This is a genomic window from Escherichia sp. E3659, from assembly GCF_005781135.1.
Classification (GTDB): Bacteria; Pseudomonadota; Gammaproteobacteria; order Enterobacterales; family Enterobacteriaceae; genus Escherichia.
In genome coordinates this window covers 45,146-71,016 of the sequence record NZ_VATQ01000008.1, presented here as the reverse complement: position 1 = coordinate 71,016, position 25,871 = coordinate 45,146, and the positions used below count along the sequence as shown (strand labels likewise).

The following is a 25,871-nucleotide window of genomic DNA, read 5'->3' as shown; positions in this document are numbered from 1 at the left end:
GGATGGCCTGATTCTGCCACAAAAAAGCCCCGTCGGGACGGGGCTAAATCATGATCTGGCGTTTCACGCAATAATAACGTCACCATTTGGCTGTTTGATCACAGTAATTTGTTCCAGACTATGGAGGACCAAATCTACCTCATTCAGACGCGGGGTATCAGCCGGTGAGTTAACCGCAATGACATGACACCCCGCGGCCAGGCCTGAAAGCACGCCAGCGGGAGCATCCTCCACCACCACACATTCATGCGGCGCAAGGCCCAACAGTTGTGCACCTAACAGATATGCATCCGGCTCTGGTTTTCCACGTTTAACCCGCTCTGCGGTAACAAACACTTCCGGCGCGGGAAGTCCGGCGACTTTGTGACGTGCTCGCGCAACAGGCATGGAACCAGAAGTGACAATGGCCCACGGAATCCCCGCTTTATTCAAATGATTGAGTAAAGCTATCGCCCCTGGGAGTGCGGTAATACCTTCGGTTTCCGTGGCCTCGATTTGTTCCAGACGGGTAAACTCGGCGGCAATTTCCGTCTCCGATTTGCCCATCATGAAATGGCGCAGAGACGTAATCGCCTGTTTACCATGAATAAACGCCAGCACATCTTCCGGTGCTAGCCCATGACGTCTGGCCCAGTTGCTCCACGCCCGCTCTACCGCGGGCAGAGAATCCACCAGCGTACCATCCAGATCAAACAGAAAACCTTTACACCGCACGCGGGCCTCCTCAGGCGTTGATGATTTGGTTAATTTCGTTAGCGCTCAGGTGATACTGACGCGGGCAGGCATGCCAGACATTCAACATGCGCAGATATTTCTCCCACATTGGCGTCTGGGCATTAAAGCCGTGAGTTCCGGCATCAAAATGGGTGTAACGCCCTTCAACGTTAACCATAAAGCGGACATATCCGAGATAACGCGCTTCGGTGGCGGCGTCAAAGCCGAGGAAGGTGACACGACGTTCATCGATGGATTGCTGGTCCTGTAAATTAGACCAGGAAACATGCAGTGCGTGATACATCTCCATAATGTCGATGATAGTGCGGCAGGTTTCTTCTTTCAGCTCGCCAAACTCGCGATCCAGTTCGCGCATTTGTAAACCATAACCACGCTCGATGATTGTTTGCAGGCGACGGTAACGTTCAGCATTTGCCGGATCGAGCATAGTCATCATTTTGTACTGGTTAGACAAAATAAGACGTTGCGCGTTGGTCATTTCCATTGTTGACTCCTGTATCACTCTACTACGGTGAAAAAAAAGAAGGCCGATGTCTGCCTTCTTTTATATGCGTAATCAGGGGTCAATTACAAATCATCAAGGAAAGTTTTATCCAGTTGTTTGAAGGCGCGCTTAAGCGTGTCAGCTAATGCCTGGTAATCAGGCTTGCCTTCAACAGGTGCCAGCACCTGTCCAGACTCCTGCAATTTACCGCGAACTTCATAAAACCAGTTGAGGATTGCAGGTGGTAGTGGCGTTACAGAACGCTTGCCCAGCCACCACAGTCCCTGCATGGGTAAGCTTAGGGCGAACAACGCAGTGGCGACTGCCGGACCAAGCTGACCGCCCAGCGCAATCTGCCAGCAGAGAGTAAACACGGCGATCGGCGGCATAAAGCGGATCGCATAACGCGTCATCTTAATGACGCGATTCTCAACAAAGACCGGGGCAAGGCGTTTTTCCAGCGGCCACGTCTTTGAGTAATGCTGTCCCCGGCGAAACAAGCTAAAAAAATTAACAGAACGATTATCCGGCGTTGACATGCTTCACCTCAACTTCACATATAAAGATTCAAAAATTTGTGCAAATTCACAACTCAGCGGGACAACGTTCAAAACATTTTGTCTTCCGTACCCACAATCAGGTATCCTTTAGCAGCCTGAAATGGCCGAGTAGTACATATTCATTGAGTCGTCAAATTCATAAACATTATGCCATTGGCTGAAAATTACGCAAAATGGCATAGACTCAAGATATTTCTTCCATCATGCAAAAAAAATTTGCAGTGCATGATGTTAATCATAAATGTCGGTGTCATCATGCGCTACGCTCTATGGCTCCCTGACGTTTTTTTAGCCACGTATCAATTATAGGTACTTCCATGTCGAGTAAGTTAGTACTGGTTCTGAACTGCGGTAGTTCTTCACTGAAATTTGCAATCATCGATGCAGCGAATGGTGAAGAGTACCTTTCTGGTTTAGCCGAATGTTTCCACCTGCCTGAAGCACGTATCAAATGGAAAATGGACGGCAATAAACAAGAAGCGGCTTTAGGTGCAGGCGCCGCTCACAGCGAAGCGCTCAACTTTATCGTTAATACTATTCTGGCACAAAAACCAGAACTGTCTGCGCAGCTGACCGCTATCGGTCACCGTATCGTACACGGCGGTGAGAAGTATACCAGCTCCGTAGTGATCGACGAGTCTGTTATTCAGGGTATCAAAGATGCAGCTTCTTTTGCACCGCTGCACAACCCGGCTCACCTGATCGGTATCGAAGAAGCACTGAAATCTTTCCCGCAGTTGAAAGATAAAAACGTTGCTGTATTTGACACGGCGTTCCACCAGACTATGCCGGAAGAGTCTTACCTCTACGCCCTGCCGTACAACCTGTACAAAGAGCACGGCATCCGTCGTTACGGCGCGCACGGCACCAGCCACTTCTATGTAACCCAGGAAGCGGCAAAAATGCTGAACAAACCGGTAGAAGAACTGAACATCATCACCTGCCACCTGGGCAACGGTGGTTCCGTTTCTGCTATCCGTAACGGCAAATGCGTTGATACCTCTATGGGTCTGACTCCGCTGGAAGGCCTGGTAATGGGTACTCGTTCTGGTGACATCGATCCGGCGATCATTTTCCACCTGCACGACACCCTCGGCATGAGCGTTGATGCCATCAACAAACTGCTGACCAAAGAGTCTGGCCTGCTGGGTCTGACCGAAGTGACCAGCGACTGCCGCTATGTTGAAGATAACTACGCGACGAAAGAAGACGCGAAGCGCGCAATGGACGTTTACTGCCACCGCCTGGCGAAATACATCGGTGCATACACCGCGCTGATGGATGGTCGTCTGGACGCTGTTGTATTCACCGGTGGTATCGGTGAAAACGCTGCGATGGTTCGTGAACTGTCTCTGGGCAAACTGGGCGTGCTGGGCTTTGAAGTTGATCGCGAACGCAACCTGGCTGCACGTTTCGGCAAATCTGGTTTCATCAACAAAGAAGGTACCCGTCCTGCGGTGGTTATCCCAACCAACGAAGAACTGGTCATCGCGCAAGACGCGAGCCGCCTGACTGCCTGATTTCACACCGCCAGCCCAGCTGGCGGTGCTGTTTTGTAACCCGCCAACCGGCGGTAACGAAAGAGGATAAACCGTGTCCCGTATTATTATGCTGATCCCTACCGGAACCAGCGTCGGTCTGACCAGCGTCAGCCTCGGCGTGATCCGTGCAATGGAACGCAAAGGCGTTCGTCTGAGCGTTTTCAAACCTATTGCTCAGCCGCGTACCGGTGGCGATGCGCCCGATCAGACAACGACTATCGTGCGTGCGAGCTCTTCCACCACGACAGCCGCCGAACCGCTGAAAATGAGCTACGTTGAAGGTCTGCTTTCCAGCAATAAAAAAGATGTGCTGATGGAAGAGATCGTCGCGAACTACCACGCTAACACCAAAGACGCTGAAGTGGTTCTGGTTGAAGGTCTGGTACCGACACGTAAACACCAGTTTGCCCAGTCTCTGAACTACGAAATCGCCAAAACGCTGAACGCGGAAATCGTCTTCGTTATGTCTCAGGGCACCGACACCCCGGAACAGCTGAAAGAGCGTATCGAACTGACTCGCAACAGCTTCGGTGGTGCCAAAAACACCAACATCACTGGCGTTATCGTTAACAAACTGAACGCACCGGTTGATGAACAGGGTCGTACTCGCCCGGATCTGTCCGAGATTTTCGACGACTCTTCCAAAGCTAAAATCAACAATGTTGATCCGGCGAAGCTGCAAGAATCCAGCCCGCTGCCGGTTCTCGGCGCTGTGCCGTGGAGCTTTGATCTGATCGCGACTCGTGCTATCGATATGGCACGCCACCTGAACGCCACCATCATCAACGAAGGCGACATCAACACTCGCCGCGTGAAATCTGTAACTTTCTGCGCACGCAGCATTCCACACATGCTGGAGCACTTCCGTGCAGGTTCTCTGCTGGTAACTTCCGCAGACCGTCCTGACGTACTGGTTGCAGCTTGCCTTGCTGCCATGAATGGCGTAGAAATCGGTGCCCTGCTGCTGACTGGCGGCTACGAAATGGACGCGCGCATTTCTAAACTGTGCGAACGTGCTTTCGCCACCGGCCTGCCGGTATTCATGGTGAACACCAACACCTGGCAGACTTCTCTGAGCCTGCAGAGCTTCAACCTGGAAGTTCCGGTTGACGATCACGAGCGTATCGAGAAAGTTCAGGAATACGTTGCTAACTACATCAACGCTGACTGGATTGACTCTCTGACTGCCACTTCCGAGCGCAGCCGTCGTCTGTCTCCGCCTGCGTTCCGTTATCAGCTGACCGAACTGGCGCGCAAAGCGGGCAAACGTATCGTTCTGCCGGAAGGCGACGAACCGCGTACCGTTAAAGCAGCTGCCATCTGTGCTGAACGTGGTATCGCAACTTGCGTACTGTTGGGTAACCCGGCAGAGATCAACCGAGTTGCAGCGTCTCAAGGCGTAGAACTGGGCGCAGGCATTGAAATCGTTGATCCAGAAGTGGTTCGCGAAAAATATGTTGCTCGTCTGGTCGAACTGCGTAAGAACAAAGGCATGACCGAAACTGTTGCCCGCGAACAGCTGGAAGACAACGTGGTTCTCGGTACCCTGATGCTGGAACAGGATGAAGTTGATGGTCTGGTTTCCGGTGCTGTTCACACCACCGCAAACACCATCCGTCCGCCGCTGCAGCTGATCAAAACTGCACCGGGTAGCTCTCTGGTATCTTCCGTGTTCTTCATGCTGCTGCCGGAACAGGTTTACGTTTACGGTGACTGTGCGATCAACCCGGATCCGACCGCAGAACAGCTGGCTGAAATCGCCATCCAGTCCGCAGATTCCGCTGCTGCCTTCGGTATCGAACCGCGCGTGGCTATGCTTTCCTACTCCACCGGTACTTCTGGTGCAGGTAGCGACGTAGAGAAAGTTCGCGAAGCAACTCGTCTGGCACAGGAAAAACGTCCTGACCTGATGATCGACGGTCCGCTGCAGTACGACGCTGCGGTAATGGCTGACGTTGCGAAATCTAAAGCGCCGAACTCTCCGGTTGCAGGTCGCGCTACCGTGTTCATCTTCCCGGATCTGAACACCGGTAACACCACCTACAAAGCGGTACAACGTTCTGCCGACCTGATCTCCATCGGGCCGATGCTGCAGGGTATGCGCAAGCCGGTTAACGACCTGTCCCGTGGCGCACTGGTTGACGATATCGTCTACACCATCGCGCTGACTGCGATTCAGTCTGCACAGCAGCAGTAATCTCGTCATAATCCGCAGCCTTACTGCTGCGGATATCAGAACCGGAAATAGCCACTATTTCCGGTTTTTTATTCTCTTAATTTGCATTACTCCTTTCTGATTATCTTGCTTAACTGCGCTGCATCAATGAATTGCGCCATCTCACTTTGCATACTTACCACTTTGTCTTGTGCAAGGGAAAATTTGCGCTATGTCAGCAATCACTGAATCCAAACCAACCAGAAGATGGGCAATGCCCGATACTCTGGTGATTATCTTTTTTGTTGCTATTTTAACCAGCCTCGCCACCTGGGTTGTTCCGGTGGGAATGTTTGACAGTCAGGAAGTGCAATATCAGGTTGATGGTCAGACAAAAACACGCAAGGTTGTAGACCCTCACTCATTTCGCATTCTGACCAACGAGGCGGGCGAACCAGAGTATCACCGCGTGCAACTGTTCTCGACGGGCGATGAACGTCCCGGCCTGATGAACTTCCCGTTTGAAGGGCTAACTTCTGGCTCGAAATATGGGACCGCCGTTGGCATCATCATGTTTATGCTGGTGATTGGCGGCGCGTTTGGCATCGTGATGCGCACAGGAACTATTGATAACGGCATCCTGGCGCTTATCCGCCACACACGAGGGAATGAAATTCTTTTCATTCCGGCGTTATTTATTCTCTTTTCACTCGGCGGTGCGGTATTTGGCATGGGGGAAGAGGCAGTCGCCTTTGCCATCATCATCGCGCCACTCATGGTACGGCTGGGTTATGACAGTATCACCACCGTCCTGGTAACCTATATCGCTACGCAAATCGGTTTTGCCAGCTCGTGGATGAACCCGTTCTGCGTGGTCGTCGCCCAGGGGATCGCTGGTGTTCCGGTGCTTTCTGGCTCCGGTTTGCGCATCGTGGTATGGGTAATCTCTACTCTGATTGGCCTGGTCTTCACCATGGTGTACGCCTCACGGGTGAAAAAGAATCCTCTGTTGTCACGCGTTCATGAGTCCGATCGTTTCTTCCGCGAAAAACAGGCGGATGTCGAACAGCGCCCATTTACCTTTGGTGACTGGCTGGTATTAATTGTTTTAACCGCCGTCATGATCTGGGTGATTTGGGGCGTTATCGTCAATGCCTGGTTTATTCCTGAAATTGCCAGCCAGTTCTTCGCTATGGGTCTGGTAATTGGCATCATCGGCGTTGTCTTCCGTCTGAATGGTATGACGGTAAACACCATGGCTTCATCATTTACCGAAGGCGCGCGAATGATGATAGCCCCCGCCCTGCTGGTTGGTTTCGCCAAAGGGATTTTGCTGCTGGTAGGTAACGGCGAAGCCGGTGATGCCAGCGTACTGAATACCATCCTCAACAGCATTGCCAATGCCATTAGCGGCCTTGATAACGCGGTCGCGGCGTGGTTTATGCTGCTCTTCCAGGCGGTATTTAATTTCTTCGTGACATCCGGTTCTGGCCAGGCCGCGTTAACCATGCCGTTACTGGCACCGCTTGGCGATCTGGTCGGCGTTAACCGTCAGGTTACCGTGCTGGCCTTCCAGTTTGGCGATGGCTTCAGTCATATCATTTACCCGACCTCGGCTTCGTTAATGGCAACGCTCGGTGTTTGCCGGGTGGACTTCCGTAACTGGATAAAAGTGGGTGCAACACTGCTTGGACTGCTGTTTATTATGTCCAGCGTGGTGGTGATAGGCGCCCAGTTGATGGGCTACCATTAAAAACGTTAAGAGCCGCGATTGCGGCTCTTAGATTGATGACAACGGAAAAATTGCCTGATGCGCTACGCTTATCATGCCTACATGGCCCATGCAATATATTGAATTTGCAATATTTTGTAGGCCGGATAAGGCATTTACGCCACATCCGGCATAAACAAAGCGCACTTTGTCTACAACCTGAGAGCCGCAACTGCGGCTCTTTTTTCATTCTGCCGTTTCAGTCTCTACGGCTTCATTGTTGGCATTGCGCTTCATCCACAACGCCAAAGCTTTTAGCGAGTCTGGAGTGAACTCATCGCAACGAGCGGTGATTTCTTCTGGCGTCAGCCAGCAGACCTCGCTGACTTCATCTTCCTGAAGGGCGAAGGGACCGTGAGAAACACAGCTGAACAACGCGCCCCAGACACGGCAATTTTTGTCTTCAAAATAGAACTGCCCGTGCTCGGCAAAGGGGACACCGGCAATGCCCAACTCTTCTTCCGCTTCGCGACGTGCGGATTCCAGCAGTTGTTCATCAGCCTGGACCACACCACCAGCAGTAGCATCTAACATGCCGGGTAAAAAGTCTTTTGTCTCGGTACGACGCTGGACCAGAATTTTGCCCATACCATCATGCACAACGATGTAAGTTGCACGATGACGCAGACACTGTGCCCGCATTTGTTCCCGGCTGGCTTGTGCAATGACTTCGTTATCTTCATTGACAATATCCACCCATTCAGTACTTGCCAAACGACGCTGTTCCATTATCAGGAAACCTTCTTTTTCTGGCGCTCTTACGGCGCATTTTGAGTTGTTGGGTAAATTACGGATTAATCGCGACCTGCGCAATGATACTTTGATCATTGAGTGCGATTACGCTTAGTACGTCATCTTCGAGCATGCCGTAGCTCGCCAGATTGCCGCCTTTCGGAATGCTAACCGAACCGGGGTTGAAGTGGAAAATCTCCCCCCGCTGCTCCGCCACCGGCAGATGGGTATGACCATACACCAGCACGTCGTTCTGGTTTAACGCCGGCAGATTATCCGGGCCAAACAGATGCCCATGTGTCAGAAACAGGCGCTGTTTTTCCAGCAACACCTGTTGCCATGGCGCGGTCATTGGGAAATGCAGCAGCATTTGGTCCACTTCACTGTCGCAGTTGCCACGTACAGCGATGACTTTATGCGCCACTTCATTCAACCGTTCCGCCACCTTAGCCGGCGCATAGCCCTCCGGTAAAGCATTGCGTGGGCCGTGATTCAGCACGTCGCCAAGAATCACCAGCCACTGCGCGCCGCTTTGGGCAAACAACTCCAGTACACGTTCCGTCGCCGGTAACGACCCATGAATGTCCGATGCAAACATCAGTTTCATCACTCACTCCTCGTCGAAAAAACGTAAGCTATGATACTGGATTCTGTCGCTGCTATCAGCCAGATTGCTTTGCTGAAAGTGCAATAAAACGCTGAACTGAAGCCCGCTGCCACTGGAATGCCGCATAATCCACCAGACGCTCCGGCACCTCATCGCCGTGCAGCACCAGACGATTAATCATTAGCGCTAAATCAGTGTCGGCAATGCACCACTCGCCAAACAAATTAGGCTGGTTATGCGTCAGTAAATGTTCTGCCATTGCGAACAGTTTCTGCGCGCTGGCTTTTCCCTCCGCCGTTAGCGGTGCTTTTTTTGCGCCAGCAAAAACGACATCCGTCGAACGCTCTTCACGCAGAGGCATCAGGTCGCTTCGCAGCCATGCCTGAATCTGCCGTGCACGCGCCCGGTTTTGCAGATCTAATGGATAAATGCGTTCCCAGGTCGGCGGCGCAAAACGGTCTTCCAGATATTCCGCTATGGCAGAGGATTCACTCAACTCAAAATCATCAATCTGTAACAAAGGCACACGGCGTGTCTGCCCGTAACCTTGCCACGCCGGCTGTAAATGTTCACCGCTGTCAAGGTCGATAGTCTTTATATGAAAAGGTAGTCCTTTCTCCTGCAACGCCACCCAGGCAGATAACACGTAGGGGGAGAAAAAATGGGCATCTGACCAAAGCGTGATAGCGGGTTTACTCATTATATCCTCGGCGATAAAGGGGCTTGCTCTCAAACTATAGAGCCTTTTTGCCACTGTTACTTGATGAAAACTCACGCGAGTCTCCGGGGTTTCTATACTTGAGATGTTCAGATTATTAGACAACCGGAGCTGCAATGATCGATCTCTATTACGCCCCTACCCCAAATGGCCACAAAATTACGCTGTTTCTCGAAGAGGCTGGTCTGGAATATCGTTTAATCAAGGTTGACCTGGGGAAAGGCAGTCAGTTTCGCCCGGAGTTTTTGCGCATATCGCCGAACAATAAGATTCCGGCAATTGTTGATCATTCACCGACTGATGGCGGCGGACCGTTAAACCTCTTTGAGTCAGGTGCAATTTTGTTGTATCTGGCAGAAAAAACGGGACTATTTTTAAGTCACGACCCGCGTGAGCGCGCCACCACCTTACAATGGTTATTCTGGCAGGTTGGCGGCCTGGGGCCAATGCTCGGACAGAATCATCATTTTAATCATGCTGCGCCACAGACTATTCCTTACGCTATTGAACGTTATCAGGTTGAAACCCAGCGTCTGTATCACGTACTCAATAAGCGCCTGGAAAACGCCCCCTGGCTTGGCGGCGAAGATTACAGCATTGCGGATATTGCCTGTTGGCCGTGGGTAAATGCATATGCTCGTCAGCGGATTGACCTTGCTATGTACCCGGCAGCGAAGAACTGGCATGAGCGGATCCGTTCGCGCCCTGCCACCGGGCAATCACTATTAAAGGCTCAATTGAATGATGAGATCTCAGATAGTTAACTGAGAAAGGTTCTCGTGTATTATTCCTGTCTAAGTAAAACAACAGGGAACCTGCAATGTCACAACCTGCCGCTATTATTCGTATAAAGAACCTTCGTTTACGTACATTTATCGGAATTAAGGACGAAGAGATTAACAACCGTCAGGATATCGTTATCAATGTCACGATCCACTACCCCGCCGATAAAGCGCGTACCAGTGAAGATATTAATGACGCGCTGAACTATCGCACCGTCACCAAAAACATCATTCAACACGTGGAGAATAACCGTTTCTCTTTGCTGGAAAAATTAACTCAGGATGTGCTCGATATCGCACGTGAACATCACTGGGTAACCTATGCTGAAGTGGAGATCGATAAACTGCACGCGCTGCGCTACGCCGATTCGGTATCAATGACCTTGAGCTGGCAGCGTTAACCGCCATATCGGGAGGCTGCATGAATATAGTGATCACCGGAGGGACTGGATTAATTGGTCGCCATTTAATCCCGCGTTTGCTGGAGTTGGGCAATCAGGTCACAGTGGTGACGCGTAACCCGCAGAAAGCCAGTTCAATCCTCGGCCCTCAGGTGACACTATGGCAAGGGCTTGCCAATCAAAGCAACCTCAACGGCGTTGACGCGGTAATCAACCTGGCTGGCGAACCGATTGCCGACAAACGCTGGACTCGCGAGCAAAAAGACCGACTGTGCCAAAGTCGCTGGAATATTACGCAAAAACTGGTGGATTTAATTAACGCCAGCGACACACCGCCGTCGGTCCTTATTTCTGGTTCGGCGACGGGATATTACGGTGATTTAGGTGAAGTTGTCGTTACCGAAGAAGAGCCTCCGCATAACGAATTTACCCATAAACTCTGCGCTCGTTGGGAAGAAATTGCCTGTCGGGCGCAAAGCGACAAAACGCGAGTGTGCCTGCTGCGTACCGGTGTGGTACTGGCACCAGATGGCGGTATTCTCGGCAAAATGCTGCCGCCGTTTCGCCTCGGTTTAGGTGGCCCGATTGGCTCTGGTCGGCAGTATCTGGCCTGGATTCATATCGATGATATGGTCAACGGGATTCTCTGGCTGCTGGATAACGATCTACGCGGACCGTTTAATATGGTTGCCCCCTACCCGGTACGTAATGAACAATTTTCCCATGCGCTCGGCCATGTACTGCATCGCCCGGCAATTATGCGCGTCCCCGCGACCGCCATTCGGCTGTTAATGGGCGAATCTTCAGTTCTGGTGTTAGGTGGACAACGCGCGTTACCTAAAAGGCTGGAAGAAGCGGGGTTTGCGTTTCGCTGGTACGATTTAGACGAGGCGCTGGCAGATGTCGTTCGCTGATGTGGTTTACCGCGAACATCCGCCAGTTAGTCCCTGGTAATTCAGAATTAGTGGCTTTTCGCCAAAAGGTCGTCTGGCGAAAGTCGGGTCAACATCAGGATGACTTCGCGGTCAAATCCTTTTTCCAGCATCTCCTGAGCAATTCGCAGGGCTTCTTCGTGTTTGCCCTGCATTGCGCCTTCTTCACGTAATCTGTCAGCAATGGTCATCAGTTTCTCCTTTTCTTGTGGTGCACGTTCCGCTATCTCACCAATAAATGAGCGGAAGCGCTGGGCATCCCCCGTTTGTAATACGTAATTAAACAGGGCTTTTAGCTGCCTGTCATTAGTGTTGCCTGTAATAAGCAGAGAAACTATTTGATCGACTAATCCCAACAGATCGCGCTGGCGAATATGTTTCTGCATTAACTCCAGCAACGCCATTTTGCGGTGTTGCATAATCTCGTCATCCGGCACTACGGTAATATCCACCAGCGGAAAAGCCGATGAATAAATTTGGCGGGCAATAGCAGGTTCCGCAAATTCATCAAGCCAACATAGAGAATAAGGATAAGGACTTCTGCAACCATGATAAAACAGCATCGGGATCACCAAAGGCAGTTCTTTATAGCCTGCATCAAGATGGTTTTGCATTGCCGCGATAGAATAGCGCATCATGCGAAAAGCCATTAATTCTTCCGCCTTACTTTGGTGTTCAATGACGACATAAATATATCCCATCCCCTCATCAGTTTTCACTGACCACAAAATGTCGGAGTAATATTGCCGCAGGTTTTCATCAATAAAACTGTTTGGTTCCAGTTTTAACGTCGATAAATCACAAAGTTTACGTAGCGGCGCAGGAAGGTGAATATCAATAAAATCCCGTGCGGTGTCCGGGTGACGTAAAAAGGATTTAAATACCGCATCATGCGGTGTGGAAGTTGTCGATATGGTCATGGCGTTCCGTCACCCCTCAAATTTAAGATGACGAGACAATAACCACCCTTTATAAGCAATGCAGCAGGCAGTTTTTATATCTGGACAGCGAATTCAGAACTATTTTAAGTGGACTGCAATATATACATGTCAATGGAAGCCAACTCGCAAATTAGCCTTGAAAATACTCCGGCAGCATTAGCCACCGGAGAGGAAATTATTTCAGCGATCCCTTAAGGAACTGTTGCAAACGAGGACTTTGCGGGTTGCCAAATAATTGTTCTGGCGCACCCTCTTCTTCGATTTTCCCCTGATGGAGGAAAATAACATGTGTGGAGACATGGCGAGCAAATTCCATTTCGTGGGTTACCACCACCATCGTTTTCCCCTCTTCCGCCAGCTGCTGCATAATGCGCAGCACTTCGCCCACCAGCTCTGGGTCAAGGGCCGATGTAGGTTCATCAAACAGCAGAACTTCTGGTTCCATTGCCAGCGCCCTTGCGATGGAAACACGCTGTTGCTGACCGCCAGAAAGGTGCACCGGATATTTCCCCTGCGCACGTTCGTCTATGCCGACTTTCGCCAGATATTTCACCGCCCGCTCGCGCGCTTCATGCTTGCTCAGGCCCAGCACCTGAATGGGCGCTTCCATGACGTTTTCCAACACCGTCATGTGGCTCCAGAGATTGAAGTGCTGGAATACCATCGTCAGGCGTGTGCGCAGCAAGCGCAGCTGATTTTTATCGGCGACTTTGAGTTGGCCGTCTTTATCCCGCACCAGATAGATAGTCTGGCCGTTAACCACGATCGAGCCTTCACTCGGTTTTTCGAGGAAGTTAATGCAACGCAGAAAGGTACTTTTCCCCGATCCCGACGATCCGATGATGCTGATCACATCCCCGGCGTTCGCTTGCAGTGACACCCCTTTCAGCACTTCATGTTCGCCGTAGCGTTTGTGCAAATCGATAACGTTTAATTTATTCTCGGACATCGTATTCTCAGTGCGTTGAAGAAGGTTTCACATGCTGCAACCAGCGTTTTTCCGCTCTGCGAAAGAGGCTGATCAGGACATAAGAGATGATTAAATAGAGTACCGCAGCAATGCCAAAGGCGGTAAAAGGTTGATACGTCGCGGCGTTGATATCACGGGCAATTTTCAGCAGATCCGGCACCGTGGCAGTAAACGCCAGCGCAGTCGAGTGCAACATCAGGATCACTTCGTTGCTGTAGGCCGGTAAAGCAATGCGCAGCGCCGACGGTAAAATAATGCAGCGATACATTTTAAAGGTCGAGAAACCATAGGCTCTGGCAGCTTCAATTTCCCCGTGCGGCACCGAGCGAATCGCTCCGGCAAAAATCTCGGTGGTGTAAGCACAAGTGTTAAGCGTCAGCGCCAGCACGGTACAGTTCAGGCCACTGCGGAAGAAAGCGTTAAGAAACTCGGTACCCTTAACAATCTCCAGCGTGTACATGCCGGAATAGAACACCAGCAACTGCACATACAGCGGCGTACCGCGAAAAATATAGGTAAATAACCAGATTGGAAACTGGATGTATTTATTACTTGAGACACGACCAATCGCCAGAAACAGCGCCAGAATTCCGCCTATCACTACTGACAAAATCAGCAACCAAAGGGTAATCGCCACGCCGGTAAAGCGATAACCGTCGGTCCACAACAGCGGTTTCCAGTATTCATGTAAGATTTCGATCACAGGTCAGCCCTCTTCACACCCACGGAGTAGCGGCGCTCAAGGAACAGCAGCACACCATTGGAAACGGTGGTGAAAACCAGATAAATCACGCCACAGACGATGGCGAAATAGAACGGTTCCCATGTACTTTTGCCTGCCAGTTGGGTGGCTTTCACCACATCTTCCAGGCCGAGTAACGAAACCAGGGCGGTAGATTTGAGGATCACCTGCCAGTTGTTGCCAATGCCCGGCAGAGCGTAACGCATCATCGCCGGAAACATAATCCGCCGAAACACTTGCCCACGAGTAAAACCGAACGCCGTCGCCGCCTCTATTTGCCCTTTCGGCACCGCCATAAACGCGCCACGGAACGTTTCGGTGAAGTAAGCACCGTAAATAAAACCCAGGGTGATAATACCGGCAACCATCGGGTCAATATCAATCTGTCCGACGCCCATCGCCTCCGTCACCGTATTTAACGCAATCTGCAAACCGTAAAATATCAGCAGCATCAACACTAAATCCGGCACACCGCGAATCAGCGTGGTATATCCTTCGAAAATCAGCCCCGAGAGTCGATTTTGCGAAAGCTTACCGCCAGCGCCAATTAAACCGATGATTACAGCGAGCACTACAGAGCTGATGGCCAGCTCCAGCGTGACGAGCGCACCCTGTAAAATAACACCTGAAAACCCATACAACATGCTGCCTGTCCTGTCGTGTGTGGTGAATTACCGCCTCTTGTCTCCCTCCGGTTACCCGAAGGGAGCGGGCTTTCTTTCACCGATGGCGATTAACCACCATAAACATCAAAATCGAAGTACTTTTTCGCTAATTTCTCGTAAGTACCGTCAGCGCGCATTTCGGCAAAGGCTTTGTTCAGTGCCTCGCGCAGTTCGTTATCTTCTTTACGCAGGCCCATGCCGGTGCCTACGCCAAACAGTTTTTCATCTTTAACAGACGGGCCACCGAATTTGTAATCTTTACCGACGGGCTGTTTGAGGAAACCTTCGCTGGCGGCAACTTCGTCCTGGAACGCGGCATCAATACGCCCGGCAGTCAGGTCAGAATAAATGTTGTCCTGCCCCTGATAAGAGACGATTTCAATGCCTTTTGGCGCCCAGTGCTCGTTACCAAATGTCTCCTGGGTCGTGCCCTGCAATACGCCCACCCGCTTGCCTTTCAGCGATTCTACTGTCGGCTGAATGTCGGAATTTTTCGCCACAACCAGGCGAGAATCGGCGGCGTACAATTTGTCGGTGAAGGCTATTTCCTGCTGACGTTTTTCGGTGATGGAAAGCGATGACATGATGGCGTCAATCTTCTTCGCTTTTAATGACGGAATTAACGCATCCAGCGGGTTTTCGACAAATGTACATTGCGTATTGATGCGTTTGCACAGTTCCTTCGCCAGGTCGATATCAAAGCCAACCAATTCACCTTGTGAATTTTTTGATTCAAACGGTGCATAAGTTGGATCAGTACCGATGCGAATATTTTGCGGAATAGCAGCAAAAGCAGCAGTCGCGCTGGAGAAGGCCAGAACCAGAGAGAGCGATAGCACCAGTTTTTTCATAATGTCCTCAACTGACAGTCTTTTAATAGGGAATATTTACAGGTTTGTTACACTTATCGTGCCATAAAATTGACCAACAAGGCAAAATATCCTGGCCAGTTAATCGTATTATTTTTCATTAAAATTGCTTAAGTATGCATTTCAATGCACCACGATAGTGCAACAAACCTATAATGCACCATGATAATGACGCTATCAGGTGCAGCTTCCCTGCGACATATCAGTCACCGTAGACATTAAAATCGAAGTACTTTTTCGCCATCTTGTCGTAAGTACCGTCCTGGCGCAGCTCGCCAAGCGCTTTGTCAAAGGCGGCTGTCAGTTCGGCATCATCTTTACGCAGCCCGACACCGGTACCGTCACCGAAGTATTTTTTGTCTTTCACTGATGGGCCTGCAAAGGCGAACTCTTTACCGGCAGGTTGCTTAAGGAATCCTTCACTGGCGGCGACTTCATCTTGTAACGCAGCATCCAGACGCCCCGCAGCAAGATCGGAATAGACTAAATCCTGGTTGGCATAGGCCACAACATCAATACCTTTACTGCGCCAGGTATCGTTAGCGTAGGCTTCCTGAGTGGAGCCTTGCAGCACTCCGACATGTTTACCTTTCAGTGAATCCAGCGTTGGCTGAATCGGCGAACCTTTAGCGGCAATCAGACGGGAATCCGCGGCGTACAGTTTGTCGGAGAAAGCAATCTCCTGCTGACGTTTATCGGTAATGGAGAGCGACGAAATAATAGCGTCGATTTTTTTCGCTTTCAGTGAGGGGATCAGCGCATCAAAGTCACTGGCAACCCAGGTACATTTCACCTGCATCCGTTTGCACATCTCGTTACCGAGATCGATATCAAAGCCAACAAAGTCACCTTTGGCATCTTTCGATGAGAACGGTGCATAGGTGGTATCCGTTCCGATACGTACCGTCTCCGGCAGCGCCGCGTAGCTGGAAGCTGCTGCGGAGATACCGACTAACAAAGACAGAGCGAGAATCGACTTCTTCATACATAACCCTCAAGTGAAATGGCTTTTTTATATTGTGTATTGTGTTGTGTGTTTGCAGGCTCGTTCATGCAGGTCTTATGCCATCTTGCCGACAGCAGCAACATTCAACGCAAAATATGTTAATAAGACGTTGCATTATTGTCCTGAAATTGAAGATAGCAGGTATGGCGGTTGAATCGCAGCGTTTCGATTCAATGGAAGGAACAAAATGTCGAGGATTTGATCGCGGTTGCAAAATTGCCCTGAAACAGGGCAACAGCGGAGTTAAGCGCCCTGCCAGCGGGCAAAGAGATCTTCGGGAAGGGTTATCGAAAACTGGTCAAGAACACGGTTAACCGTCTGATTTATCACATCATCAAGGGATTGCGGGCGATGATAAAACGCCGGAACGGGAGGCATAATCACCGCACCGATTTCAGCCGCCTGAGTCATTAAACGCAGGTGGCCTAAGTGCAACGGTGTTTCACGCACGCAGAGCACCAACGGGCGACGCTCTTTCAGCACCACATCTGCCGCGCGGGTCAACAGGCCATCGGTATAGCTATGGACAATGCCGGAAAGGGTCTTGATTGAACAGGGTAAAATCACCATGCCCAGCGTCTGGAAAGAACCAGAAGAGATGCTGGCAGCAATATCGCGCGCATCATGAGTTACATCGGCTAACGCCTGCACTTCGCGCAGGGAAAAATCCGTTTCGAGGGATAAGGTCTGGCGAGCCGCCTGGCTCATAACCAGATGCGTTTCGATGTCTGTGACATCGCGCAGAACCTGTAATAAGCGCACGCCATAAATCGCGCCGCTGGCACCACTGATGCCTACAATGAGTCGTTTCATAGAGAGTTGCCCTGTCAGACTTGCAGGCAGACTTTGCAGGATTTCGGCGGGAGTTGCAAGTCAGGGTGCCAGACTGGCACCCTGAGCGAAGGCATCATCCTTCGTTATGCATTTCCAGGTTTTCCACTTCGTTCTGACGTTGCAATGCTTTGGCGTCGTCATTACGTAAAGTATCGAGAAAATCGAGGTAGCCCTGATCAACATCTTTGGTGACGTAGACCCCGTTGAACACCGAGCATTCAAACTGCTGAATGTCCGGGTTTTCCGCGCGGACGGCTTCGATCAGATCGTTCAGATCCTGGAAAATCAAACCGTCAGCACCGATGATCTGGCGAATTTCATCCACTTCACGACCGTGGGCGATCAGCTCCGTGGCGCTCGGCATATCGATACCGTAAACGTTCGGGAAGCGAATCTCTGGTGCCGCAGAGGCGAGGTACACTTTCTTCGCTCCGGCTTCGCGTGCCATCTCGATAATTTGTTCAGAGGTGGTGCCGCGCACGATGGAGTCATCAACCAGCAGGACGTTTTTATCGCGGAACTCAGCGCGGTTGGCGTTCAATTTACGGCGCACAGATTTACGACGCAGTTGCTGACCCGGCATGATGAAGGTACGACCAACATAGCGGTTTTTAACAAAACCCTGGCGGTACGGTTTACCCAGAATTCGGGCAATTTCCAGCGCGATGTCGCAGGAAGTTTCCGGAATCGGGATCACCACGTCAATATCCAGATCTTCCCATTCACGGGCAATTTTTTCGCCCAGTTTCGTGCCCATATTCACACGCGCGCTGTAAACGGAAATTTTGTCGATGAACGAGTCAGGACGGGCAAAGTAAACATACTCAAACAGGCACGGATTGCTGACCGGATTGTCAGCACACTGACGGGTAAACAACTGCCCTTCTTCAGTGATGTAAATCGCCTCGCCCGGCGCGACGTCACGCAGGAACTCAAAGCCCAGCGTATCGAGCGCAACGCTTTCGGAAGCGACCATATATTCTGTGCGATTCTCGTCGATATCGCGTTTCCCCAGTACCAGCGGACGAATCCCGTTAGGATCGCGGAAAGCAACCATGCCGTGGCCGATAATCATCGCCACACAGGCATACGCGCCGCGAATTTGGCGGTTAGTCGCGGCAATGGCGGAGAAAATGTTATCGGCTTCCAGCGGGTAGTGGCGGAAGTTATCCAGCTCGCTGGCGAAGATATTAAGCAGAATTTCCGAGTCGGAAGTGGTGTTGATGTGGCGGCGTTTTTCTTCAAACAGTTTTTTACGCAACTCGTGAGCGTTGGTCAGATTGCCGTTGTGGGCAAGCGTAATACCATACGGAGAGTTAACGTAAAACGGCTGCGCTTCAGAGGCACTGGAGCTGCCAGCCGTAGGGTAACGCACATGACCAATGCCCATATTGCCCTGCAAACGCTGCATATGGCGAGCTTCAAATACATCGCTCACCAGCCCGTTCGCTTTACGCAAACGGAAGCAGTTATTGGCATCTATGGTGATGATGCCGGCGGCATCCTGACCGCGATGCTGAAGCACCGTTAAGGCATCATAAATCGACTGGTTAACCGGCATAACACCGGCGATACCGACAATACCGCACATACGTCTTTTTCCTCGTTAAGCCACATCTCAGAGCACTTACGCCCTGGGCAAGAAACTTGACGAGCTTTGCAGATAATCAAAAAACCATCTGATGATAAAACTGAACTGCGGGATCAGCTGTGATTTACTCCAGTCTTCGCTTTTCGACACTCCAGTAAAGGAGTCGAGAAAGAAGAGAATGGCAGCAACAATCAACACACCGCGCAACGCACCGAAACAGACGCCCAGCACCCGATCGGTGCCTGACAACCCCGTTTTCTCCACCAGCTGGCCTATCACGAAGTTCACGATAGCACCAACGATCAGGGTAGCGATAAACAGTACCGCGATGGCAATCCCATTTCGAACCAGTTCGTCTTCAAAGCCCGTAAACCAGACTGACAGGTAAGTGTAGTAATGACTGGCGACAAAGAAAGCACAGCCCCATGTCACCAGCGATAACGCTTCACGAACAAAGCCGCGGATCAGGCTAACCAGAGAGGAAAAAGCAATCACCGCGATTATGGCGTAATCAATCCAGACCATATGTGTCCCACGATTTTACGCCCTGTCATCCTGTTCGGGGCGCATTCTAACAGAAAAAGAAAACGTTTGCGTAGGGATTTCCTTCCCGTGCATCAATAAAAATGGCGCTGAAAAAATATTCAACGCCATCGACTTTTTATGCCTTTGCGGCATCGGGCAATGTTTGTCGGATGCGGCGTGAACGCCTTATCCGACCTACGGTTCTACCCCTGCGTAGGCCTGATAAGACGCGCTGGTGTCGCATCAGGCAACGGCTGTCGGATGCGGCGTGAACGCCTTATCCGACCTACGGTTCTGCTCCAGCACAGGCCTGATAAGACATGCTGGCGTCGCATCAGGTAACGGCTGTCGGATGCGGCGTGAACGCCTTATCCGACCTACTGTTCTGCTCCAGCACAGGCCTGATAAGACGCGCCAGCGTCACATCAGGCAACGGCTGTCGGATGCGGCGTGAACGCCTTATCCGACCGACAGTTCGCCCCCTGCGTAGGCCTGATAAGACGCGCTGGCGTCGCATCAGGCAACGGCTGTCGGATGCAGCGTGAACGCCTTATCCGACCTACAGTTCTGCTCCAGCACAGGCCTGATAAGACATGCTGGCGTCGCATCAGGTAAAACCGTATTAATTCGGCGTGTAGCCCATAACCACGCCGCTCAAACCAGAGATCTGCTTCAGTTCGCCAAGCGATCCTTTCAGCTTATCTTTTGAGGCATCTGGCCCCACAAGAATACGGGTGATTTTACCCTGCACTGGCGTTGACGGCGAAGTATAAACCCGATATCCCGCGCCACGCAGCTTACCGACAATCTCATTCACTTTATCGGCATTTTTCAGCGCGCCCAGTTGCACAACATAGGCTTTACCCGTCGGCGCTGCCTTTTCTTCAACAACCGGCTTCGGTTCTGGCTTCGGCGGGGGCGGCACTTCAACCTTCGGCTTAGGCGGATCCACCGGTTTCGGTTTCGGTGGAGCGACCGGTGCAGGCTCCGGTTCAAACACGGTATTATTGGCCGCAATGGTTGTCGGGTCGAGCGAAGGCGCTGCGGCATCACCTGCCCGCACCTCTTCTGCCGCGCCTTCTGGCGGCTGTGTCGGCAACGCCTGAGTGGCGGCTGGCATCATATCTGGCTCGTCACGATCACCCGCTTTCGGCACCAGCGGGATCGCTGCGAACTCATCCTGATAATGTTTTTTCTGCCCATCAAGCAATCCTGGAAGCACAATAACTCCCAGAGCTACCAGCACAATAGTGCCAACTAACCGATTCTGAAACTTACTCGCCACCGCTTCTCCTCGCGTCAATCACTTCCATGACATGTGCGACCGTATGGAACGAACCACACACCAGCACGGTATCTTCCGGTTTAGCGTCCGCCATTGCGGCTTCCCATGCCTGCGCAACGCTATCGAATGGTTTGCCGTTCCCCAGATGCTCAAGCAGTTGTGCTGCCGTGGCACCGCGCGGCCCTTCCAGTGGCGCACAATACCAGTCATCAACCACGCTTTTCAACCAGGCCAGTGTTCCGGCAATATCTTTATCATGTAGCATACCGATAACCGCCAGCACGCGCCCGTTTTTCGGTAACGCTTTCATGCGTCCGGTAAGATATTCCGCCGCATGAGGATTATGGGCGACATCAAAAATAACGCGTGGCGTCTCGCTCACAATCTGGAAACGTCCAGGCAAAATTGCGCTGGCAATACCGTCGCGAATTGCCTTTTCACTGACTTCCAGGCCGCTGGCACGCAGTGCCGCCAGCGCTGTTGCGGCATTCGGTTGCGGGACAAGTGGCAACGGTAACTCCGCCAACGTGCCGTGAGCATCGGTAAATGACCAGTCATGGTCAGTGACGGAATAATTCCACTCAACGCCACAACGTTGCAACAGTGCGCCTTTCTCCTGTGCTACATCGGCAATGGTGTAAGGCATTTCCGGTTCACCGACGATTGCCGGTTTTTCGCTGCGGAAGATCCCCGCTTTCTCACGACCAATGCTTTCACGATCTGGCCCCAGCCAGTCGGTATGATCCAGCGCGATACTGGTTACCACGGCAACATCAGCATCGACAATGTTAGTCGCATCCAGACGACCGCCCAGACCTACTTCCAGAATCACCACATCGAGTTGCGCCTCTTTGAACAACCACAATGCCGACAGCGTACCGTATTCAAAATAAGTCAAAGAAATATCGCCGCGCTCGGCCTCAATCTCGGCAAAAGAAGCTGTATGGGCCGACTCCGCCAGTTCTTTGCCCTGTATACGAACGCGCTCGGTATAACGCACCAGATGCGGCGAACTGTAGACCCCCACCCTGTACCCTGCCGCCATCAGAATCGACTCCAGCGTACGGCAGGTCGTGCCTTTGCCATTAGTTCCCGCAACGGTAAACACAAACGGTGCAGGTTTAAGGACGCCAAGACGCGCCGCAACCTGGCTGACGCGATCAAGGCCGAGATCGATAGTTTTACTGTGCAGGTTTTCCAGATAAGAAAGCCACGAAGCCAGAGGCGACGCGGCTTGAGGAGTGCGTTTGATAATCATGGTATCCGCTGATTCGTTACGGGGAGAATAAATAGCAAAAGGGCAGAGCCAGTGGCCCTGCCCTTATCAGTTATCAGGCCTCTGGTTCCTGATCCGGCACCGGTGGCACCACTTCGCCTTCACGCGGCGCATCAGGATTAGGCGCTGGCAGATTCATCAGCTTCGCCAGAATGCTAGCCAGTTTCAGGCGCATTTCCGGTCGACGGACGATCATATCGATGGCGCCTTTCTCGATCAGGAATTCACTGCGCTGGAATCCTGGCGGCAGTTTTTCGCGAACGGTCTGTTCGATAACGCGAGGACCGGCAAAGCCGATTAGCGCTTTCGGTTCAGCAATATTGAGATCGCCCAGCATCGCGAAGCTTGCAGAAACACCGCCCATGGTCGGGTCGGTCAGCACGGAAATGTACGGTAACCCGCGCTCCTGCATTTTCGCCAGTGCCGCAGAGGTTTTCGCCATCTGCATCAGCGACATTAACGCTTCCTGCATACGTGCGCCACCAGAAGCAGAGAAGCAGATCAGCGGGCAGTTATCTTCCAGCGCTTGCTCAACGGCGCGCACGAAACGAGCGCCAACCACTGAACCCATTGAACCGCCCATAAAGGCGAATTCGAATGCCGCAGCGACAACCGGCATACCGTACAGAGTGCCTTTCATCACCACCAGCGCGTCTTTTTCGCCGGTTTCTTTCTGCGCAGAGGCCAGACGGTCTTTATACTTTTTGGAGTCACGGAACTTCAGCACATCTTTCGGCTCAAGCTCGCTACCCAGCTCCACAAGGCTGCCTTCATCTAACAAGCTATGCAGGCGGTTACGCGCCGACATACGCATGTGATGGTCACACTTCGGACAGACCTCAAGATTACGTTCCAGTTCAGCGCGGTATAAAACCTGACCGCAGCTATCACACTTAGTCCACACACCTTCAGGAATGCTCGCCTTGCGGGTGGGAGTAATGTTGCTTTTAATTCGTTCAATCCAGCTCATTAGGGACCTTTCTGTCTGAACCTGGTTCGATGCCAGTTTTATCTTTGGGGACGCATAATGCCATTTTTGCCCCCAACAGACCATGAATGTTGCACATTAAAACATAACAGCCCGAAACTTTGGATAAAAAAGTGGTCGAACCGCGGAGTTACTTTTTATTTTGCGGCGCGGGCCGCAGCGCGTTTGTGACGGATAATTTCGATGACGCCCGGCAAAATGGAAACCACAATAATACCGACGATCAGCAGCTTAAGGTTATCCTGAACCATCGGGATTGTACCGAAGAAATAACCTGCATAGGTAAAAAGCAGTACCCATAACAGTGCGCCGATCACGTTATAAGCGGCGAAATGACGGTACGACATGTGGCCCATTCCCGCAACGAACGGCGCGAACGTTCTGACGATCGGTACAAAACGGGCGAGAATAATGGTTTTGCCGCCATGTTTCTCATAAAACTGGTGCGTTTTGTCGAGATAACTACGACGGAAAATTTTCGAATTGGGGTTACTGAATAACTTCTCACCGAACAACCGCCCAATGGTGTAGTTGACCGCATCACCCACAATTGCAGCAATCAACATCAGTACCACCATCATATGGACGTTGAGATCATTAGTCTCCAGAGATGCCAACGCGCCAGCGACAAACAGCAACGAATCACCAGGCAGGAAAGGCGTTACCACCAGCCCGGTTTCACAGAACAGAATCAAAAACAGAATGGCATAAACCCAGACGCCGTACTCTGCGACCAGCTCCGCCAGATGCACATCAATATGCAAAATAAAATCGATGAGGAAATAAATCAGGTCCATAATTGCCTATGCCTTGTACTCTTCATTTCTCAGGCTGTAACTGCGTTGGCTACAGCCTGAAATTTTTAGAGCATTATTCTCATTAGTCCGCCAGAAACAGCGGGCCCATTGGCGGTTTTGGAAGATCAAATCGGTCAGGGTAATCTACCGCAACCAGATACAGCCCTTCCGCTTTCGCCGTTGCTGCCGCCAGCGTTCTGTCCTTTGCCGCTAACAGCTCTGCTATCCAACTCTCTGGCTGGTTGTGGGCGCCTACTTCCATCAGGCTACCGACAATATTCCTCACCATATGATGTACAAAGGCATTCGCTTTGATATCTACCACCACATAAGGACCATGTCGCGTGACGTTAATATGCATAACGTTGCGCCACGGCGTTCGGGACTGGCACTGCACCGCGCGAAATGAGGTGAAATCATTCTCGCCCAACAAGCATTGCGCAGCCCGATGCATCCGTTCGGCATCCAGCGGTTCGTAGAAGTGGGTCACACCTTTACTCAACACCGCCGGGCGCAGCCGATGATTGTAGATGATGTAGCGATAACGGCGAGCCGTGGCGCTAAATCGGGCATGAAAATCATCAGGTACAGCTTTAACCCAACGCACGGCGATGTCACCAGGTAAATTCGCATTTACGCCTAATGTCCACGCGGCGTCTTTGCGCTGCGCGGTGGTTTCGAAATGCACTACCTGCCCGGTGCCGTGTACGCCTGCGTCAGTACGCCCGGCGCAGAAGACGGTGATGGGTTCGTTCGCCACCTGGGAGAGCGCCTTTTCCAGCTTCTCCTGCACACTGCGGACTTCATTCTGCCGTTGCCAGCCGTAATACCTACTGCCGTCGTACTCAATGCCCAGCGCAATTTTATAAACTGGCGGTTGTTGCTGGTCGGACATTAGTACAGATACTCCTGCACCAGTTTCTCGGCGATTTTCACTGCCATCAGTGCGCCGCCAAAACGGACGTTATCGGCCACCGACCAGAACTGGATTTGCTCTGGAATACCGTAATCATTGCGCACGCAGCCCACAGAAAGATGCGGCGTACCGGAAGCGTCACCCACCTGCGTCGGGAATTCGTTCTCTTCGGAAAGCACAATATCTTCGCCCTGGGTAAAGGCATCACGCGCTTCTTCTGCCGCCAGCGGACGCAGAGCTTCAAAGTTAACCATCTGAGCGTGACCGTAAAATACCGGTGCCTGCACGACGCTTGCCGAAATCATCAGCCCTTCGTCCTGCATGATTTTGCGCACTTCATCGACGATACGACGTTCTTCGCGCACGCTACCTTCCCTGTCCGGCAGTAACGGCAGCATGTTGAACGCCAGCTGACGTCCGAAGAAATCTTCTTCGTCAATCGGAATGCCGTTGAGCAATTTCGCACTCTGCCCCGCTAACGCATCGACCGCTTTTTTGCCCTGTGCGGAGGCTGAAATCAGGCTGGTAACGCTAATACGCGACAATCCGCCCTGATCGATTAACGGTTTCAGAGAAGCCAGCAGCTGGCTGGTCAGGCTGTCCGGTACGGCGATAACATTACGGTTACGGTAATCAGCAAGTACAAACGGGTTTACTTCCGGCACCACCAGCGGTACGTCGGGTTCGAGAGCGAACAATCCGCTGCTGTCGATAACCAGGCAGCCTGAGTTGGTTGCTTCTTCAACCCAGGTCGCGGTCGCTTCTTTGCCTGCGACAAAAAACGCCAGTTGCGCCTGCGTCCAGTCAAATTCGGCGGCATCCTGCACGGTGATTGTCTTACCACCAAAGCGCAGATGTTCGCCTGCGCTTTCGTTACGTGCCAGTGCATAAATTTCCCCAACCGGGAACTGACGTTCAGCCAGCGTTTCAATCAGGGCTTCGCCCACAGCGCCAGTTGCGCCCAGGACGGCAATGTTCCAGCCTTCAGACATGGTGGTTTACTCCAGAAAATGCAAAGCTCCCTGCCTATGTTACAGCAGAGAGCATG

The 25,871-nt window shown here is 51.7% G+C and carries 27 protein-coding genes; 6 read left to right on the top strand and 21 right to left on the bottom strand.

The genetic code is table 11. The features are described from left to right. Positions 1 to 63 precede the first annotated feature (63 nt). The 3 genes from hxpA to yfbV all read right to left on the bottom strand — a co-directional run bounded on the left by hxpA (position 64) and on the right by yfbV (position 1,758). A complete protein-coding gene (hxpA, locus tag FEK47_RS08555) occupies positions 64 to 714 on the bottom strand; it encodes a hexitol phosphatase HxpA (RefSeq protein WP_135487481.1) in 651 nt (216 codons plus the stop codon). A gap of 10 nt (positions 715 to 724) precedes the next feature. Further along, positions 725 to 1,219: a YfbU family protein gene (locus tag FEK47_RS08550; protein ID WP_064526599.1), complete on the bottom strand. Its 495-nt coding sequence runs from the start codon at positions 1,217 to 1,219 to the stop codon at positions 725 to 727. 83 nt (positions 1,220 to 1,302) lie between these two features. Beyond that, positions 1,303 to 1,758: a terminus macrodomain insulation protein YfbV gene (gene yfbV, locus FEK47_RS08545; RefSeq protein ID WP_000106627.1), complete on the bottom strand. Its 456-nt coding sequence runs from the start codon at positions 1,756 to 1,758 to the stop codon at positions 1,303 to 1,305. Between the two features lie 338 nt (positions 1,759 to 2,096). Here yfbV and ackA point away from each other — a divergent pair, with 338 nt between their 5' ends. The 3 genes from ackA to yfcC all read left to right on the top strand — a co-directional run bounded on the left by ackA (position 2,097) and on the right by yfcC (position 7,228). Next, positions 2,097 to 3,299 (top strand): acetate kinase, encoded by a 1,203-nt coding sequence (gene ackA, locus FEK47_RS08540; RefSeq protein ID WP_130207228.1) that lies wholly within the window; start codon positions 2,097 to 2,099, stop codon positions 3,297 to 3,299. Between the two features lie 73 nt (positions 3,300 to 3,372). After that, positions 3,373 to 5,517, top strand: a complete 2,145-nt coding sequence (pta, locus tag FEK47_RS08535; RefSeq protein WP_130207230.1) for a phosphate acetyltransferase — start codon at positions 3,373 to 3,375, stop codon at positions 5,515 to 5,517. A 190-nt stretch (positions 5,518 to 5,707) separates the two neighbouring features. Beyond that, positions 5,708 to 7,228, top strand: coding sequence for a putative basic amino acid antiporter YfcC (gene yfcC, locus FEK47_RS08530; protein ID WP_130207232.1), 1,521 nt, complete (start codon positions 5,708 to 5,710; stop codon positions 7,226 to 7,228). 204 nt (positions 7,229 to 7,432) lie between these two features. Here the strand turns inward: yfcC and yfcD are convergent, their stop codons facing one another. Genes yfcD through yfcF form a run of 3 tightly spaced genes read right to left on the bottom strand, consistent with a single transcriptional unit; the run spans position 7,433 to position 9,285 of the window. Next, positions 7,433 to 7,975 carry an NUDIX hydrolase YfcD gene (yfcD, locus tag FEK47_RS08525; RefSeq protein WP_130207234.1) on the bottom strand — a complete coding sequence of 181 codons (543 nt, stop codon included), beginning with the start codon at positions 7,973 to 7,975 and terminating at the stop codon, positions 7,433 to 7,435. 58 nt (positions 7,976 to 8,033) lie between these two features. After that, on the bottom strand, positions 8,034 to 8,585 hold the full coding sequence (gene yfcE, locus FEK47_RS08520) for a phosphodiesterase (RefSeq protein ID WP_064526570.1): 552 nt from the start codon (positions 8,583 to 8,585) through the stop codon (positions 8,034 to 8,036). Between the two features lie 55 nt (positions 8,586 to 8,640). Next, positions 8,641 to 9,285 (bottom strand): glutathione transferase, encoded by a 645-nt coding sequence (gene yfcF / locus FEK47_RS08515; protein WP_135487480.1) that lies wholly within the window; start codon positions 9,283 to 9,285, stop codon positions 8,641 to 8,643. A 134-nt stretch (positions 9,286 to 9,419) separates the two neighbouring features. On the opposite strand from yfcF, the gene yfcG reads away from it, so the two are divergent. The 3 genes from yfcG to FEK47_RS08500 are packed head-to-tail and all read left to right on the top strand — an operon-like array spanning position 9,420 to position 11,400. Further along, the gene (yfcG, locus tag FEK47_RS08510; RefSeq protein ID WP_135487479.1) at positions 9,420 to 10,067 is read left to right on the top strand and encodes a GSH-dependent disulfide bond oxidoreductase; all 648 of its coding nucleotides are present in this window, start codon (positions 9,420 to 9,422) and stop codon (positions 10,065 to 10,067) included. Between the two features lie 56 nt (positions 10,068 to 10,123). Next, the gene (folX, locus tag FEK47_RS08505; protein ID WP_130207240.1) at positions 10,124 to 10,486 is read left to right on the top strand and encodes a dihydroneopterin triphosphate 2'-epimerase; all 363 of its coding nucleotides are present in this window, start codon (positions 10,124 to 10,126) and stop codon (positions 10,484 to 10,486) included. Between the two features lie 20 nt (positions 10,487 to 10,506). Beyond that, entirely contained in the window at positions 10,507 to 11,400 is an 894-nt protein-coding gene (locus FEK47_RS08500) for a TIGR01777 family oxidoreductase (RefSeq protein ID WP_135487478.1), read from the top strand. A gap of 47 nt (positions 11,401 to 11,447) precedes the next feature. Here the strand turns inward: FEK47_RS08500 and FEK47_RS08495 are convergent, their stop codons facing one another. The 15 genes from FEK47_RS08495 to FEK47_RS08425 form a co-directional block, all read right to left on the bottom strand. Then, the gene (locus tag FEK47_RS08495) at positions 11,448 to 12,338 is read right to left on the bottom strand and encodes an Rpn family recombination-promoting nuclease/putative transposase (RefSeq protein ID WP_135487477.1); all 891 of its coding nucleotides are present in this window, start codon (positions 12,336 to 12,338) and stop codon (positions 11,448 to 11,450) included. Between the two features lie 196 nt (positions 12,339 to 12,534). After that, positions 12,535 to 13,308, bottom strand: a complete 774-nt coding sequence (gene hisP / locus FEK47_RS08490; RefSeq protein WP_135487476.1) for a histidine ABC transporter ATP-binding protein HisP — start codon at positions 13,306 to 13,308, stop codon at positions 12,535 to 12,537. A 7-nt stretch (positions 13,309 to 13,315) separates the two neighbouring features. Continuing rightward, positions 13,316 to 14,032, bottom strand: coding sequence for an ABC transporter permease (locus FEK47_RS08485; RefSeq protein WP_000569948.1), 717 nt, complete (start codon positions 14,030 to 14,032; stop codon positions 13,316 to 13,318). Next, complete coding sequence (gene hisQ, locus FEK47_RS08480) at positions 14,029 to 14,715, bottom strand: histidine ABC transporter permease HisQ (protein WP_064526547.1); 687 nt, start codon at positions 14,713 to 14,715, stop codon at positions 14,029 to 14,031. The genes FEK47_RS08485 and hisQ overlap by 4 nt, the downstream gene beginning before the upstream one ends. Before the next feature lie 89 nt (positions 14,716 to 14,804). Beyond that, on the bottom strand, positions 14,805 to 15,587 hold the full coding sequence (gene hisJ / locus FEK47_RS08475; RefSeq protein ID WP_000737621.1) for a histidine ABC transporter substrate-binding protein HisJ: 783 nt from the start codon (positions 15,585 to 15,587) through the stop codon (positions 14,805 to 14,807). Positions 15,588 to 15,807: 220 nt separating this feature from the next. Continuing rightward, positions 15,808 to 16,590, bottom strand: coding sequence for a lysine/arginine/ornithine ABC transporter substrate-binding protein ArgT (gene argT / locus FEK47_RS08470; RefSeq protein WP_064526540.1), 783 nt, complete (start codon positions 16,588 to 16,590; stop codon positions 15,808 to 15,810). 264 nt (positions 16,591 to 16,854) lie between these two features. Further along, complete coding sequence (gene ubiX, locus FEK47_RS08465; RefSeq protein WP_130257458.1) at positions 16,855 to 17,424, bottom strand: flavin prenyltransferase UbiX; 570 nt, start codon at positions 17,422 to 17,424, stop codon at positions 16,855 to 16,857. A gap of 94 nt (positions 17,425 to 17,518) precedes the next feature. Next, complete coding sequence (gene purF / locus FEK47_RS08460; RefSeq protein WP_130207254.1) at positions 17,519 to 19,036, bottom strand: amidophosphoribosyltransferase; 1,518 nt, start codon at positions 19,034 to 19,036, stop codon at positions 17,519 to 17,521. Between the two features lie 36 nt (positions 19,037 to 19,072). Continuing rightward, entirely contained in the window at positions 19,073 to 19,561 is a 489-nt protein-coding gene (gene cvpA, locus FEK47_RS08455) for a colicin V production protein (protein WP_000262113.1), read from the bottom strand. Positions 19,562 to 20,183: 622 nt separating this feature from the next. After that, the gene (dedD, locus tag FEK47_RS08450; RefSeq protein WP_130207256.1) at positions 20,184 to 20,846 is read right to left on the bottom strand and encodes a cell division protein DedD; all 663 of its coding nucleotides are present in this window, start codon (positions 20,844 to 20,846) and stop codon (positions 20,184 to 20,186) included. Next, positions 20,836 to 22,104, bottom strand: a complete 1,269-nt coding sequence (gene folC, locus FEK47_RS08445; protein ID WP_135487475.1) for a bifunctional tetrahydrofolate synthase/dihydrofolate synthase — start codon at positions 22,102 to 22,104, stop codon at positions 20,836 to 20,838. The genes dedD and folC overlap by 11 nt, the downstream gene beginning before the upstream one ends. 73 nt (positions 22,105 to 22,177) lie before the next feature. Continuing rightward, positions 22,178 to 23,092 carry an acetyl-CoA carboxylase, carboxyltransferase subunit beta gene (accD, locus tag FEK47_RS08440; RefSeq protein ID WP_064526523.1) on the bottom strand — a complete coding sequence of 305 codons (915 nt, stop codon included), beginning with the start codon at positions 23,090 to 23,092 and terminating at the stop codon, positions 22,178 to 22,180. A 155-nt stretch (positions 23,093 to 23,247) separates the two neighbouring features. Continuing rightward, entirely contained in the window at positions 23,248 to 23,907 is a 660-nt protein-coding gene (locus FEK47_RS08435) for a DedA family protein (protein WP_000364335.1), read from the bottom strand. A gap of 82 nt (positions 23,908 to 23,989) precedes the next feature. After that, positions 23,990 to 24,802, bottom strand: coding sequence for a tRNA pseudouridine(38-40) synthase TruA (gene truA / locus FEK47_RS08430; RefSeq protein ID WP_001283597.1), 813 nt, complete (start codon positions 24,800 to 24,802; stop codon positions 23,990 to 23,992). Then, positions 24,802 to 25,815 carry an aspartate-semialdehyde dehydrogenase gene (locus FEK47_RS08425; RefSeq protein ID WP_130207262.1) on the bottom strand — a complete coding sequence of 338 codons (1,014 nt, stop codon included), beginning with the start codon at positions 25,813 to 25,815 and terminating at the stop codon, positions 24,802 to 24,804. Before FEK47_RS08425 ends, truA begins: the two co-directional genes overlap by 1 nt. Between the last annotated feature and the right edge of the window lie 56 nt (positions 25,816 to 25,871).

Excerpts from the sequence above, each read along its gene's own strand:
- ubiX (WP_130257458.1), bottom strand. The coding sequence starts at position 17,424 with ATGAAACGACTCATTGTAGGCATCAGTGGTGCCAGCGGCGCGATTTAT.
- accD (WP_064526523.1), bottom strand. The coding sequence starts at position 23,092 with ATGAGCTGGATTGAACGAATTAAAAGCAACATTACTCCCACCCGCAAG.
- folX (WP_130207240.1), top strand. The coding sequence starts at position 10,124 with ATGTCACAACCTGCCGCTATTATTCGTATAAAGAACCTTCGTTTACGT.
- FEK47_RS08435 (WP_000364335.1), bottom strand. The coding sequence starts at position 23,907 with ATGGACCTGATTTATTTCCTCATCGATTTTATTTTGCATATTGATGTG.
- FEK47_RS08550 (WP_064526599.1), bottom strand. The coding sequence starts at position 1,219 with ATGGAAATGACCAACGCGCAACGTCTTATTTTGTCTAACCAGTACAAA.
- hisJ (WP_000737621.1), bottom strand. The coding sequence starts at position 15,587 with ATGAAAAAACTGGTGCTATCGCTCTCTCTGGTTCTGGCCTTCTCCAGC.
- truA (WP_001283597.1), bottom strand. The coding sequence starts at position 24,802 with ATGTCCGACCAGCAACAACCGCCAGTTTATAAAATTGCGCTGGGCATT.
- argT (WP_064526540.1), bottom strand. The coding sequence starts at position 16,590 with ATGAAGAAGTCGATTCTCGCTCTGTCTTTGTTAGTCGGTATCTCCGCA.
- FEK47_RS08500 (WP_135487478.1), top strand. The coding sequence starts at position 10,507 with ATGAATATAGTGATCACCGGAGGGACTGGATTAATTGGTCGCCATTTA.
- purF (WP_130207254.1), bottom strand. The coding sequence starts at position 19,036 with ATGTGCGGTATTGTCGGTATCGCCGGTGTTATGCCGGTTAACCAGTCG.
- yfcE (WP_064526570.1), bottom strand. The coding sequence starts at position 8,585 with ATGAAACTGATGTTTGCATCGGACATTCATGGGTCGTTACCGGCGACG.
- ackA (WP_130207228.1), top strand. The coding sequence starts at position 2,097 with ATGTCGAGTAAGTTAGTACTGGTTCTGAACTGCGGTAGTTCTTCACTG.
- yfcC (WP_130207232.1), top strand. The coding sequence starts at position 5,708 with ATGTCAGCAATCACTGAATCCAAACCAACCAGAAGATGGGCAATGCCC.
- FEK47_RS08425 (WP_130207262.1), bottom strand. The coding sequence starts at position 25,815 with ATGTCTGAAGGCTGGAACATTGCCGTCCTGGGCGCAACTGGCGCTGTG.
- yfcG (WP_135487479.1), top strand. The coding sequence starts at position 9,420 with ATGATCGATCTCTATTACGCCCCTACCCCAAATGGCCACAAAATTACG.
- hisP (WP_135487476.1), bottom strand. The coding sequence starts at position 13,308 with ATGTCCGAGAATAAATTAAACGTTATCGATTTGCACAAACGCTACGGC.
- folC (WP_135487475.1), bottom strand. The coding sequence starts at position 22,104 with ATGATTATCAAACGCACTCCTCAAGCCGCGTCGCCTCTGGCTTCGTGG.
- cvpA (WP_000262113.1), bottom strand. The coding sequence starts at position 19,561 with ATGGTCTGGATTGATTACGCCATAATCGCGGTGATTGCTTTTTCCTCT.
- yfbV (WP_000106627.1), bottom strand. The coding sequence starts at position 1,758 with ATGTCAACGCCGGATAATCGTTCTGTTAATTTTTTTAGCTTGTTTCGC.
- hisQ (WP_064526547.1), bottom strand. The coding sequence starts at position 14,715 with ATGTTGTATGGGTTTTCAGGTGTTATTTTACAGGGTGCGCTCGTCACG.
- yfcD (WP_130207234.1), bottom strand. The coding sequence starts at position 7,975 with ATGGAACAGCGTCGTTTGGCAAGTACTGAATGGGTGGATATTGTCAAT.
- FEK47_RS08495 (WP_135487477.1), bottom strand. The coding sequence starts at position 12,338 with ATGACCATATCGACAACTTCCACACCGCATGATGCGGTATTTAAATCC.
- yfcF (WP_135487480.1), bottom strand. The coding sequence starts at position 9,285 with ATGAGTAAACCCGCTATCACGCTTTGGTCAGATGCCCATTTTTTCTCC.